11 protein-coding genes are annotated in these 12,999 nt (G+C 36.0%); 8 read left to right on the plus strand and 3 right to left on the minus strand.

Annotated elements, in window-relative coordinates; genetic code table 11:
* Window positions 1–54 precede the first annotated feature (54 nt).
* The 3 genes from OGZ34_RS03405 to OGZ34_RS03415 all read right to left on the minus strand — a co-directional run bounded on the left by OGZ34_RS03405 (window position 55) and on the right by OGZ34_RS03415 (window position 3,258).
* The gene (locus OGZ34_RS03405; protein WP_173965049.1) at window positions 55–1,206 is read right to left on the minus strand and encodes an ATP-binding protein; all 1,152 of its coding nucleotides are present in this window, start codon (window positions 1,204–1,206) and stop codon (window positions 55–57) included.
* Between the two features lie 243 nt (window positions 1,207–1,449).
* The gene (locus OGZ34_RS03410) at window positions 1,450–2,205 is read right to left on the minus strand and encodes an SDR family NAD(P)-dependent oxidoreductase (protein WP_263362140.1); all 756 of its coding nucleotides are present in this window, start codon (window positions 2,203–2,205) and stop codon (window positions 1,450–1,452) included.
* Between the two features lie 180 nt (window positions 2,206–2,385).
* Window positions 2,386–3,258, minus strand: a complete 873-nt coding sequence (locus tag OGZ34_RS03415; RefSeq protein WP_263362141.1) for an aldo/keto reductase — start codon at window positions 3,256–3,258, stop codon at window positions 2,386–2,388.
* Window positions 3,259–3,481: 223 nt separating this feature from the next.
* On the opposite strand from OGZ34_RS03415, the gene OGZ34_RS03420 reads away from it, so the two are divergent.
* From OGZ34_RS03420 to OGZ34_RS03455, 8 genes are all read left to right on the plus strand, one after another.
* Window positions 3,482–4,486 (plus strand): AAA family ATPase, encoded by a 1,005-nt coding sequence (locus OGZ34_RS03420; RefSeq protein WP_007807095.1) that lies wholly within the window; start codon window positions 3,482–3,484, stop codon window positions 4,484–4,486.
* A gap of 80 nt (window positions 4,487–4,566) precedes the next feature.
* A complete protein-coding gene (locus OGZ34_RS03425; RefSeq protein WP_173965053.1) occupies window positions 4,567–5,430 on the plus strand; it encodes a DUF58 domain-containing protein in 864 nt (287 codons plus the stop codon).
* Between the two features lie 130 nt (window positions 5,431–5,560).
* Window positions 5,561–7,195 carry an EGFR-like transmembrane domain-containing protein gene (locus tag OGZ34_RS03430; protein WP_263362142.1) on the plus strand — a complete coding sequence of 545 codons (1,635 nt, stop codon included), beginning with the start codon at window positions 5,561–5,563 and terminating at the stop codon, window positions 7,193–7,195.
* Entirely contained in the window at window positions 7,195–8,196 is a 1,002-nt protein-coding gene (locus OGZ34_RS03435) for a vWA domain-containing protein (RefSeq protein WP_263362143.1), read from the plus strand. Before OGZ34_RS03430 ends, OGZ34_RS03435 begins: the two co-directional genes overlap by 1 nt.
* Window positions 8,197–8,269: 73 nt before the next feature.
* Window positions 8,270–9,304: a VWA domain-containing protein gene (locus OGZ34_RS03440; RefSeq protein ID WP_173965056.1), complete on the plus strand. Its 1,035-nt coding sequence runs from the start codon at window positions 8,270–8,272 to the stop codon at window positions 9,302–9,304.
* A gap of 120 nt (window positions 9,305–9,424) precedes the next feature.
* Window positions 9,425–10,204, plus strand: a complete 780-nt coding sequence (locus tag OGZ34_RS03445; protein ID WP_173965057.1) for a tetratricopeptide repeat protein — start codon at window positions 9,425–9,427, stop codon at window positions 10,202–10,204.
* 120 nt (window positions 10,205–10,324) lie between these two features.
* Window positions 10,325–12,079, plus strand: coding sequence for a BatD family protein (locus OGZ34_RS03450; RefSeq protein WP_263362144.1), 1,755 nt, complete (start codon window positions 10,325–10,327; stop codon window positions 12,077–12,079).
* A 59-nt stretch (window positions 12,080–12,138) separates the two neighbouring features.
* Entirely contained in the window at window positions 12,139–12,888 is a 750-nt protein-coding gene (locus OGZ34_RS03455; RefSeq protein ID WP_263362145.1) for a tetratricopeptide repeat protein, read from the plus strand.
* Window positions 12,889–12,999: the final 111 nt, after the last annotated feature.

Consider the following 12,999-nt stretch of genomic DNA (forward strand, 5'->3'; position numbering starts at 1 on the left):
TTTGTCGCTCTGAACCTTTGCAACTTCACTTAGAACCTTAGCAACTTAGAACCTCTATTTAGCCCCTTCCTGAAAATCGTATTTCATCTTACGCAAGATTCGAAGTGCTTCTTTAAAGGACAGATAAATATTTCCAAAAGGTTTTAAAAGTAGTTTGGCATCAATTAGTTTTTGTTTGGCATCGTCAAAGCCATTCAAATAACAGATCATGAAAGTGGAAGGCAGATTTTCCAGATCTTTCAATTCCCGCTCTGACAAAACCATTCCCCGTTGAAGTTTTTGAAGTAAAGCCATATTCGCATTGTAAATATGATACAGCATTTTACGGTTGAACTCAGGAGGCTGAAAAAGCATTTCGCTATCAATTTTATAATAGCCGTTGTCAAAAAAATGAATGGTTTGCTTTTCTAACGGATAGTAGCTGGTCTTGTCGTTTAAACCCAAAGGAACATACTCCGTTATGGTAAAACTATCTTCATCATAAACAATTGTAACCACATCCTGAGCAGAATAAAAAAGTTTAATCTGTTCATTGATCAGCTCAATATCAACACGGGATAAGAAGGTTTTATCTCTGGATTTTTTTGGAACCCCAGCCCAGCAAATTACAAACAGCTCTTTAAAAACATGATATTTGGGCGACATGTCTTTATGTCTGAAATTCATAAAATCAATTACACCGTCAAGCGTGTACTGAATGCTGTTTCTCGAACTGTTTTCGATCCCGATGACGGTTTCTGTGTTCTGGTAGTTTTTTTCGATTTCGCCCTCAACGGGAACCGAATTACTCCCCCGACGCACAAAAACACTATTAGCAACGATCGTATGAATTCCTTTTTTGAAATAGGAGATTTTACTTTTTGGTTTAATAGTCACCAATCCGATTACTTTATCTTTTGGAAGATTCGGAAAAGGCACATTTTCGTATTGAATTTTAGGTGGGTTTTCTAAAAAGGCATTAACAAGATTCTGGATTCGGCTGTCATCAAAGAAATCATCACCTACAATTTCGTTGTCGTGATCCTCTACTCCCACCACGATATAAGAATTATTCGTAGGATTTGAATTCGACAAAGCACAAATGTGTTTCAGGAACTTCCCTTTTCCTTCACGGGAATGCAGGTTCAATTGCCTTTTTTTATCATAAAAACTGCTCTCGTCGTTATGAGCGAGCAGGTTTTTTATTAAAAGGCGTTTATTGATCATTTTTTTTAGATTGTTAGACTGACTTAGACTTCTTAGACTAGCTTAAATTTTTAGACATTCTTAGAATGTTAGATTATTGAGCTGGGAAACAAATTGCCAAACTTCTCAGACACCTAAATTAATCTAAAAATTCAAGAAGTCCGTCAACCCAATTTTAAGATTACCCACTTAGAACTTAAAAAAATCTAAGCAAGTCTAAGTTAGTCTAAAATTCTAAGAAGTCTAAGCCAGTCTAAGGAAAGTCTATAAATCTTTTTTAACAATGGTCGATGACGCCTGCGCTGTACTCATGACCACTAAATCGGCAATATTAACATGGTAAGGTCTTGAAATTACAAAGTGAATAATATCGGCGATATCTTCTGCCTGAAGCGGATCAAAACCTTTGTACACATTCGAAGCTCTTTCGACATCTCCCTTAAAACGCACTTCACTAAATTCGGTTGCTACCATACCAGGATGAATCCCTCCAACTCTGATTCCAAAAGGATTTAAGTCAATTCGCATTCCTGCAGTGATGGCATCAACGGCATGTTTACTTCCGCAGTATACATTTCCGTTAGGATAAACTTCTTTTGCAGCTGTTGAGCCAATGTTTATAATGTGCCCTGATTTTTTGGCTGTCATTTTCGGAATAACCGCTTTCGAAACATACAAAAGTCCTTTTACATTAATATCGATCATAGCGTCCCAATCGTCTAAATCTCCTGTTTGAATCGGGTCTAAACCGTGTGCATTCCCGGCATTATTGATCAAAACATCAATATCCGAAAAGGACGCAGGAAGTGCCTCAATTTTTTCAAGAACCTCCTTTTTATCCCGAACATCAAATGACAGAGAATGTACTTCTGTAAATGCCGAAAGTTCGTTTTCAAGTTCGTTTAAGCGATCGATACGTCTTCCACAAAGCACCACTTTAAAGTTGTTTTTAGCCAGTATTTGTGCGGTTGCTTTTCCAATTCCGCTTGTGGCTCCAGTAATTAAAACTGTTTTTTTCATTTTAGATATTTTATTTAACACATAGAAACATAGTTCTGCTTTGCTTTAAAAGGCATTTCATTTGCATTAGTTCACAAAGCTATGTGCAAATGACATGCTTAAAAATACTACTTCTAAGTAAGCAGAACATCTATGTTTCTATGTGTTTATTTTTTTTGCATCCTGACTAAACACTAAAAATTAAGCAACATCGTCCCCCATACTTTCTGTCCAAATAGCGAACCAGTCTTCTTTATCCATTTCCAATTCTACTGCTTTCATCAACGATTGAATTCGGGCAACATTTACAGTTCCTGCAATCGGAATTACTTTCGCAGGATGTTTTAAAATCCATGCCAATAAAAGTGTATCAGAACCAAAACCATATTTTTTAACTAAATCTGACAGCAGTTTTTTCAATCGACGTGTTTTTTTAGTGTCTTCTCTAAAAACCGTTCCAAGCGGATTCCATGACAACGGACGGATTCCGTGTGTTTGCATATAATCAAAACTTCCGTCAACCATAGGCTCAAAATTCGTTGCTGAAAATTGCACCTGATTGTAACTCACTTCTGTTTTCTGACGAATCAGCTCGGTTTGTGAACTTGTAAAATTCGAAAGTCCGAAATCAATAATTTTACCTTCCGATTTTAACTTTTCAACAGCTTCTGCAATTTCATCGGCCTGCATAAGCGGACTCGGTCTGTGCAGCAAAAAAACGTCAACATAGTCTGTTTTCAGTTTCTTCAATGATTCTTCAACAGACCACACTATATATTCTTTAGAGTAATCGTAATGTTTGATTGTATTTTTACGACTTTCAGCAATCATCTGAATACCGCATTTGGTGATTAATTGTAATTTTTCACGCGAAATTTTGCTGGTTTGAAATGCTTTTCCAAAATCGGCTTCAGTAGTATAAGCGCCGTAAATATCTGCGTGATCAAAAGTAGTAATTTTGTTTTCGATACAAATCTGTATCATGTTTTCCATTTCTTTAAGCGTTAGGTTTTTATCCCATACACCCCAATTCATAGTGCCCGAAATAATAGGCGATAATGCTGTTTTACTCATGGTTTTATTGCGTTATTTTTGGTAATAAATATGCTTTTCTGAAGCATAATCACCAAAGTTCTTAAAAATATAAAAATAGATTCCCAATTCGTCCTTAAAATTAGGTCTTTGGTCGAAGTTTTAACCATTTTTTAACATCTTACTTCTCAAAAAATATTCAATTTGCACTCTCAAAAGTTAGGCATAAAAATCAAGGTTTTAAAAAGGTTTTAAAAATATTTATATGGAAGAAAATACAACGACTTTAGACATTAGAGCGATAAATGAGAAAATTGAAAGAGAAAGTGCTTTTATAGACCTTCTTACAATGGAAATGAACAAAGTCATTGTGGGCCAAAAACATATGGTCGAGCGTTTACTAATCGGACTTTTAGGACAAGGGCACATTTTGCTTGAAGGTGTTCCGGGATTGGCCAAAACTTTAGCGATAAATACTTTGTCGCAAGCGGTTCAGGGTTCGTTTAGCCGTATTCAGTTTACTCCGGACTTATTGCCTGCCGATGTCGTTGGAACGATGATCTACAATATCAAAGCCAACGAATTTTCAATTAAAAAAGGACCAATCTTCGCTAATTTCGTCCTTGCCGATGAGATTAACCGTGCTCCGGCAAAAGTACAGTCAGCACTTTTGGAGGCGATGCAGGAAAAACAAGTTACCATTGGTGATACTACTTTCAAACTAGACCGTCCGTTCTTAGTTCTTGCAACGCAAAATCCGGTGGAGCAGGAAGGAACTTACCAACTTCCGGAAGCCCAAGTCGATCGTTTTATGCTTAAAACTGTAATTGACTATCCAAAAATCGACGAAGAACGTTTTGTAATTCGTCAAAACTTAAAAGGATCTTACGAAAAAGTAAATCCTGTGGTTTCTGTAGAGCAAATCCTGCGTGCGCAGGAAGCTGTACGTGAAGTTTACATGGACGAAAAAATAGAAAAATATATCTTAGATATCATCTTTGCTACCCGTTATCCGGAGAAGTACAAACTTGCCGACTTAAAACCTCTTATCAGTTTTGGAGCATCACCACGTGGAAGTATCAATTTAGCTAATGCAGCAAAATGTTACGCTTTCATCAAACGTCGTGGATATGTAATTCCAGAAGATGTTCGTGCAGTTGTACATGATGTTCTACGTCACAGAGTTGGTATTACTTATGAGGCTGAAGCCGAAAACATTACTTCTGTAGACATTATCAACAAAATCGTAAACGAGATTGAGGTACCTTAAAAATAGTTTTCAGTTTTCAGTCACAGTGAACACCTTATTAAGTAAACTGCGACTGAAAACTGCGACTGAAAACTAAAGAAATGGATACAAAAGAGCTTTTAAAAAAAGTACGGAAAATAGAAATCAAAACCAAAAGACTGAGCAATCATATCTTTTCGGGAGAATACCACTCTTCCTTTAAGGGACGAGGGATGACTTTTAGTGAAGTACGTCAATACCAATATGGCGATGACATTCGTAACATCGATTGGAATGTAACGGCGCGCTACAATGAAGCCCACGTAAAAGTTTTTGAAGAAGAACGCGAACTAACCATGGTTTTAATGGTGGATATTTCGGGATCTGAAAGTTTTGGTTCAAAAAGTCAGTTTAAAAAAGACATCGTCACCGAAATTGCGGCAACGATGGCTTTTTCGGCTACACAAAATAATGATAAAATTGGTTTAATATTATTCTCTGACAATGTAGAGTTGTATATTCCCCCAAAAAAAGGACGCTCTCACGTACTGCGAATCATTCGTGAGTTAATTGAATTTGAACCGAAGAGTCATAAAACCGATATTTCGCAAGCTTTGAAGTTCCTATCCGGAACGCAAAAAAAGAAAGCTATCGTTTTTATGATTTCCGATTTTATGTCTGAAAATTACGAGCAGACTTTAAAAATCGCATCTAAAAAACACGACATAACCGGCGTTCGTGTTTACGATATCCGTGAGGAAAAAATTCCAAATTTAGGAATGGTGAGTATGCTTGATGCTGAAACAGGGAAAATTCAATTGGTCAATACCGGTTCAAAAACAGTACGACTGAATTACGAAAAACACTATCAGGATAGAGTGAATTATTTCAAGGATATTTTTAGTAAATCCGGAGCTGGTGTTGTAAATACAAGAGTCGATGAAAATTACGTGACCAAATTATTAGGTTATTTCAAATCAAGATAATTTAGATTGTTAGACTGTTAGATTACACGAATTATAAAGTCTTTAGATAAAAAAATCCGTTTAAATCTGTGTCATCCGTGTTCCATTTTTAAGCATTCATTTTAGACCAAAATCTGAAATCAAAAACCAAATGAAATTAAAATTTTACATATTTTTATTTTTACTTTCCTCAGCTGTTTTTGCGCAACAAAAACAAGTTGAGACAAGCATTGATACTACAAAAAATAAAATTGGTGCCGAATTTAAATTAACTCTTAAAACAGTTGTAAGTTCAAAATCTAAGGTTGTTTTTCCCAAACTAAAAAACATTGGTCCTTTAGAGGTTATTCAATCCTATCCTATCGACACTGTCAAGAAAAATGACACTTACGAACTGATTAAAAAATACGGATTAACCCAATTTGATTCCGGAAAATATACCATTCCGTCTATTAAAATTTTAATTGACAAGAAACCATACGCAACAGATTCTATTCGCGTTGAAGTAGCCAATGTAAAAGTCGATACGTTACAGCAAAAAATGTACGACATCAAAGACATTACCGCTGCAGACAATTCGATTGGCGACTGGTGGATTTACGTTTTGATTCTGATTGTAATTCTTGCCATCGGAGCTTTTGTTTATTGGTATGTTAAAAAACATCAAAAGAAAAAGATAGAAGAGGAAGTCTACAAAACTCCTATCGAAAAAGCGACAAGTTTGTTGAACAATCTGGAGCAGAAAGAACTGGTACAAAAAGGAGAAATTAAAGAATACTATAGTGAATTGACAGATATTGCCCGAAACTACATCGAGGAGGCAATTCATATTCCGGCAATGGAAAGCACCACTTCTGAATTGATTCAAGCCATCAGAACTGCTTCTACCAAAAAGAAGATGACTTTAACACCGGAAACCGTTGAAAACTTAGAACGTGTTTTACGCCAGGCGGATTTAGTGAAATTTGCAAAATCTAAACCCTTAGAATTTGAAATCACAGAAGACCGAAATAAAATTCAGAAAGTAATCCTAACGCTTGATAATGCTATTCCAACCGAAGTACCGGCAGAAGAAGAAGATCAATTGTTGAACGAAGCACAAAAACAAAAACAGATAAAACTTCAGTTGTTAAAGAAACGCAACAAACGTATTGCGATCTCAGTAGGATCTGTTTTATTTTTACTGATTGCTACTACCGCCTTCTTTATCATTACAAAAGGTTTTAACTATGTAAAAGATAATGTCATCGGACATCCTTCAAAAGAATTATTAGAAGGTGAATGGGTAAAAAGTGAGTACGGAAATCCGGGCATCCTGATTGAAACCCCAAAGGTTTTAAAACGTATGGATACTCAAAAAGTCCTTCCGAAAGAAACCATGGCCCTAATCAAAGAAATGCAGCTTTTCGCTTATGGAAGCATGGTTGGAAATTTCTATGTAACCGTTTCAACAAGCAAATTTAAAAATCCGGTAGAACTTGATCTGGCCAAAGCATTGGAAGGTTCCTTAAAAGTTATCGAAGCGCAAGGCGGACAAAATATCATTGTAAAACAAGAAGATTTTCAAACCAATGAAGGCGTTCAGGGACTAAAAGGATACGGAACCATGACCGTTTTCAATCCTATTGACAAAACAAGTACAAAAGCATATTATGAACTTTTACTTTTTAAACAAGATCAGGGATTACAACAGATCTTGATTTTACACGAAGAAGGAGACACCTATGCCAATGATATTACAACCAGAATATTAAATTCTGTAGAACTTAGAAAAGCGAGTAACTAATGGATAAGATAACTTTTTTAAATCCGGAATTTTTTTGGTTGTTTCTGTTAATCCCCATTGCGATCGCTTGGTTTTTCTGGAAACGCAACCAGCAATCGGCGACTTTAAAAATGAGTTCAACTCAGGGCTTCAAAAACAGCGAATCGCTATTGACCAAATTAAAACCTTGTTTATATGTTTTCAGGATTATAGCTTTAAGCTCTTTAATTATTGCCTTAGCGAGACCAAGAACAGTAGACATCAGCAATCAGACCAAGACCACGAAAGGGATTGATATCGTAATGGCAATTGACGTTTCGGGAAGTATGCTTGCCAAAGATCTAAAGCCAAATCGTATGGAAGCTTTAAAAAGAGTGGCGGCAGATTTTGTTGAAGAAAGACCTAATGACAGAATCGGATTGGTTTTATATGCCTCAGAAGCATACACTAAAACTCCCGTTACAAGTGATAAAGCCATAATCTTAGAAGCGATCAAAGGAATCAAATACGACACGGTTCTGCAAGACGGAACAGGAATTGGAATGGGATTGGCAACTGCCGTAAACCGTCTAAAAGACAGTAAAGCAAAAAGCCGTGTAATTATCTTAATGACCGATGGTGTAAACAACGCTGGTTTTATTGAGCCTGAAACAGCTTCAGACATTGCAAAACAATACGGAATAAAAGTATACACGATTGGAATTGGAACTAATGGAATGGCTCCTTCTCCATATGCATACGCACCAAACGGAGGTTTCCTTTTTAAAATGCAAAAAGTAGAAATCGACGAACAACTAATGAAAAGCATAGCTCGTAAAACGGATGGAACTTATTTTAGAGCCACAAGTAACGATCGATTAGCCGAAATATACAGTGCCATCAATAAATTAGAAACTACTGAAATACAAGAATTAAAATTCTATGATTACGATGAAAAGTACAGAACATTTGTTTTATTAGCAGCCTTTTTACTATTATTGGAAGTAGGTTTAAGAAATACTGTTTATAGAAGCTTTATATAATATTTTAGTTTCAGTCACAGTTTTCAGTTTACAGCTGAAAAATGTGACTGAGACTGAGAACTAGAATTAAAAAATGGAATTAGACGAAAAAAAATATTTATATCTTTTATTCTTACTCCCAATTGTGGCGTGCATTTTTCTTTTCAATATGTATTGGAAGAAAAAAAAGCAACGCGAATTTGGTGATCTTGAAATGGTAAAAAGACTGAGCCCTGAGCGCTCTGTTTTTAAGCCTGTATTAAAATTATCGGTATTGCTTTTGGCACTTGCCTGTTTGATTATTGGATTAGTAAATCCGAAGATCGGAACCAAAATGGAAACCGTAAAACGGGAAGGAATCGATATTGTTTTTGCCGTTGACGTTTCAAAAAGTATGCTTGCCGAAGATGTCGCACCAAGTCGTTTAGAGAAAAGCAAACAATTGGTTTCTCAAATCATCAACAATTTAGGAAGTGACAGAATTGGAATTGTAGCCTATGCCGGAAGTGCTTTCCCGGTTCTACCTATTACTTCGGATTATAGTGTGGCCAAAATGTTTCTGCAAAGCATGACTCCTGATATGGTTTCCTCACAGGGAACTTCGCTGGATGAAGCCATTCGATTGTCTTCAACTTATTTTGACGAAAAAAGCAAAACCAGCAAACTACTAATTTTGATTTCAGACGGAGAAGATCACTCTGAAGGTGCCTCAGCAGCTGCGGAAGAAGCCAACAAAATGGGAATGAAAATCATTACTGTTGGTGTTGGAACTGAAAAAGGAAGTACAATACCGTTAAAAGAAAACGGAGTAGTCAGAAGCTATCAAAAAGATCAAAACGGACAAACTGTTATTACCAAATTAAATCAGGAAGGTTTAAAAACTATTGCAAAAGCGACTAAAGGTGGCTATGTTTACGGCGGGAATACAAAAGAAGTGCTGGAATACATTAAAAACGCCCTAAACAATATTCAGAAAACAGAATTTGAAGCTACTCAAATGGCTGACTTTCAATCGCAATTCCAATGGTTTATTGGATTCGCTTTTCTGTTATTATTTTTAGACATTTTCCTCTTAGAAAGAAAAACAAACTGGATAAAAGAGTTGAATTTATTTAACGAAAAGAAATAATTAAAGTCAGCCACTAATTACACGAAAGAAAAAAGCTTTTGTGAGATTTAAAAATAAAAAACAATTAGATTAGTGATAATTGGTACAATTCGTGGCCAACTAAAAACATAAAAAATTAGAATGAAAAATTTACTTCTTTATATTTTACTAACATTTTCTTTGGCAGTTTCTGCTCAGGAGAAAGACAAAACATTGCCTGACGCCAATGAGGAATATAAGCAGAATAAATTTACTGATGCAGAAGCCAACTACAGAATTTCAGAGTCAAAATTTCCAAAACGTGCTACCGCTCCTTATAATCTGGGAAATACCATTTACAGACAAAATCAGGCTTCTGAAGCTAAGTTTGCTTACGCGAAAGCCATAAAAAATTCCAAAACAAGACCTGAAAAACATAAAGCATTTCACAATTTAGGAAATGTTTTAATGAAAGAGAAAAATTACACTCAGGCTGTCGAAGCATACAAAGAAGCTTTGCGTAACGATCCAACTGATGAAGAGACGCGTTACAACTATGCTTTGGCAAAACAAAAACTAAAAGAAAATCCTCCGAAAAACGACAAAAACAAAGATAAGAATAAGGACAAGGATAAAAAGAACGACAAAAAAGACGATCAGAAAAAAGACGGCGACAATAAAGACAAAAAGGACGGAAAAGACGATCAGAAGAAGGACGATAAAGGCGACAAAGACAAGGATAAAAAAGACGGCAAAAATGACCCAAAGAAAGATGACAAATCCGACAACAAAGGGGAGCCAAAACCAATGCCGGGAGGTATATCCAAAGAAAGAGTTCAGAATTTACTGGATGCAGTAAACAACGAAGAGAAGAAAATTCAGGACAAAGTTAACGCCCAAAAGGTAAAAGGTAACCCTAAAAAAACAGAAAAAGACTGGTAGGATTTTGAGGTTAACCGTTTATTCGTTTAACTGTTAATTCGGGCAAACAGCAAAACTGTACAAAAACGATTAAACAAATTACCCATAAACGATTAAACATAAAAAAAGATTAAACAAGTAATGAAAAGATATTTAATTCTATTACTATTCACTTTTCAGGGGCTTATGGCTCAAGTTCAATTTGAAGCCAAAGTAAGCAAGAATACGCTTGGAGTAAATGAAAGACTCCGTATTGACTTCATCATGAATGTTGATGGAGACAACTTTGACCAGCCCACATTTGATGGTTTTAAAATTGTAGCCGGACCCAGCCAGCAAATAAGTCAGTCCTGGATTAATGGAAGAAGCTCTTTTCAGAAAATCTACTCATATATTTTACAGCCCAACCAAAAAGGAACTGTAACGATCAAACAGGCCGCTATCGAATATAATGGTCAAATTTACAAAACAGCACCTTTAAAGATTGTTGTAACCAATGCTGTTGCACAGGAAAGAGATCCAAATGACAGACCGCAGGGATCCAGTTCTGGCGATGAAATGCTAAATCTTGTAGCCGAAATTTCAAAAACCAACCCATATCTCAATGAACCTATTACAGTTGTGTACAAATTGTATTTCAATTATATCAACGTAACAGGATTTAAAGAACTTGCAAAACCTAAATACAACGACTTCTGGAATCAGAATATCGACATCAAACAACTGGCTGTTGAGCAGGGAAGTTATCAGGGACAAAGATGTTATTATGTCGTCTTAAAAAAGACCATCTTATATCCTCAAAAATCAGGAAGACTTACTATCGAACCGCTTTCACTGGACATAGGTGTACAACTGCCAACTAACCGTCGTGACATGTTTGGTCAGATGATTGTAAGCGACGACAACAAAGTGGTTTCTGCCGGGGCTAAAACAATTAACGTGCGTCCTCTTCCGGAGGCTACCAAACCTGAAGGTTTTGGTGGTGCTGTGGGTAAATTTAATTTTACGGTTACCCCTTCTAAAACGACCTTGAAGAGCGGAGAAAGTCTTGACTTGTTTGTGAGTGCAACCGGAAATGGAAACATGAAATTATTTACTTTACCAAAACCTGTTGTTCCTAATGCCTTAGAGATGTACGATCCGGTTCACGACGAAAAGGTGACCACATCGCTTTCGGGAATGTCCGGAAAAATAAGCGACAAGTATACCATTATTCCGCAATACAAAGGAAAATATGCGATAAAGCCAATGCAATTTTCTTATTTTGATTTGAGTACCGGTTCATACAAAACAATCACGTCCCAGGAGATCATGATTGATGTTTTAGATGGTCCAATGCCATCGGCAGCAAATGCCCCTGCACATGCGGCTACAAATGCGATTGCCAAAACAGAACAATTTAAATATATCAAGCCAAAAACAACTTTAGTTTCTATAGCTAAGGAAGATTTTTACGGCTCTAATCTATATTACACTCTATTGTTCTTGCCTTTCGTTATTCTGCCAATTATCATTCTGGTTAAGAAAAGAAAAGAAGCAATTGATGGTGATATTACCGGAAACCGAATTAAAATGAACAATAAGCTGGCGAAGAAATATTTATCTGAAGCCAAAAAACAGCTTAACAACAAAGAACCATTTTATATTGCCCTGGAAAAAGCAATGCACAATTTCCTGAAAGCGAAACTGCATATTGAAACCTCAGAGATGAGTAAGGATAATATTCGCGAATTGTTACTGTCCAGAAGTGCCAACCCGGAATCCGTTCAAAGTTTTATTGATTTGACTGAAAACTGTGAATTTGCAAGATATGCTCCGGCGTCGAGCGCATCAATCCAGCAGGATTTTGACAAAGCTGTTTTGATCATTTCGGAGTTAGAAAAACAAATTGTTTAAACTTAAATAAACTCAAATCCGACACGTTTTAAAAAGCTGTTAGATTTAAAAGAAATAAAATGAAAAACATAGTAGTGTACCTTTTTTTATTAATTACCCAGGTTTTCTTTGCTCAGAGCAGCTTCGAAAAGGGAAATGCGTTGTATCAAAAAGGACAATATCAACAAGCCGTTGATGTTTATGAAAGCATTATCAAAGAAGACAAACAACAATCGGCAGAATTGTATTTTAATCTGGCAAACAGTTATTATAAATTAAACAAAGTCGCTCCTTCGATCTATAACTACGAAAAAGCACTTGTATTAAAGCCACATGATCCGGAGACCTTAAACAACTTAAAATTTGCCAAGAAACTAACCATTGATGAAATCAAAGAGGTTCCAAAAGTAGGTTTCGCAAAACTGATTCAGAACTTTACCGGTATTTTTAATTACAATACCTGGGCAATCATTTCCATCGTAATTGCCTTTGCCTTCTTATTGACTTTTATTGGTTATTACTTTTCTCAGCTTACCCTTTCGAAAAGAATTTATTTCATTGGAATGTTTGTGCTTTTGGTTGCTTTACTTTTAAGTGTTTCGGCGGGAATGTCTGAAAAAAACCATTTTGACAACGATCGCCCTGCAATTGTTTTTTCCGAATTGAGTGAGGTTCGAAGCGAACCGCAAAAAGCAGGTTCTGCCATTCTCTTACTACACGAAGGAGCAAAAGTTTATGTAATCGAAACTGTTGGAAGTTGGAAAAAAGTCGAACTAACCGACGGAACGGAAGGTTGGATTGATGCTTCAACGATCAAAGAAGTAAAATAAATTTCTCAAACACTCAAATAAAAAATCCCAAATACCGATCTTAAAATGGTGTTTGGGATTTTTCATTACATGACCTAGTTACTTATAAATCACACAAATGATATAAGAAAA

It is taken from the genome of Flavobacterium collinsii, from assembly GCF_946903285.1.
In the GTDB taxonomy this organism is placed as follows: Bacteria; Bacteroidota; Bacteroidia; order Flavobacteriales; family Flavobacteriaceae; genus Flavobacterium; species Flavobacterium collinsii.

Coding starts and splice junctions, on each gene's coding strand:
- OGZ34_RS03455 (WP_263362145.1), top strand. CDS start 12,139: ATGAAAAACATAGTAGTGTACCTTTTTTTATTAATTACCCAGGTTTTC.
- OGZ34_RS03420 (WP_007807095.1), top strand. CDS start 3,482: ATGGAAGAAAATACAACGACTTTAGACATTAGAGCGATAAATGAGAAA.
- OGZ34_RS03410 (WP_263362140.1), bottom strand. CDS start 2,205: ATGAAAAAAACAGTTTTAATTACTGGAGCCACAAGCGGAATTGGAAAA.
- OGZ34_RS03435 (WP_263362143.1), top strand. CDS start 7,195: ATGGATAAGATAACTTTTTTAAATCCGGAATTTTTTTGGTTGTTTCTG.
- OGZ34_RS03425 (WP_173965053.1), top strand. CDS start 4,567: ATGGATACAAAAGAGCTTTTAAAAAAAGTACGGAAAATAGAAATCAAA.
- OGZ34_RS03440 (WP_173965056.1), top strand. CDS start 8,270: ATGGAATTAGACGAAAAAAAATATTTATATCTTTTATTCTTACTCCCA.
- OGZ34_RS03405 (WP_173965049.1), bottom strand. CDS start 1,206: ATGATCAATAAACGCCTTTTAATAAAAAACCTGCTCGCTCATAACGAC.
- OGZ34_RS03415 (WP_263362141.1), bottom strand. CDS start 3,258: ATGAGTAAAACAGCATTATCGCCTATTATTTCGGGCACTATGAATTGG.
- OGZ34_RS03450 (WP_263362144.1), top strand. CDS start 10,325: ATGAAAAGATATTTAATTCTATTACTATTCACTTTTCAGGGGCTTATG.
- OGZ34_RS03445 (WP_173965057.1), top strand. CDS start 9,425: ATGAAAAATTTACTTCTTTATATTTTACTAACATTTTCTTTGGCAGTT.
- OGZ34_RS03430 (WP_263362142.1), top strand. CDS start 5,561: ATGAAATTAAAATTTTACATATTTTTATTTTTACTTTCCTCAGCTGTT.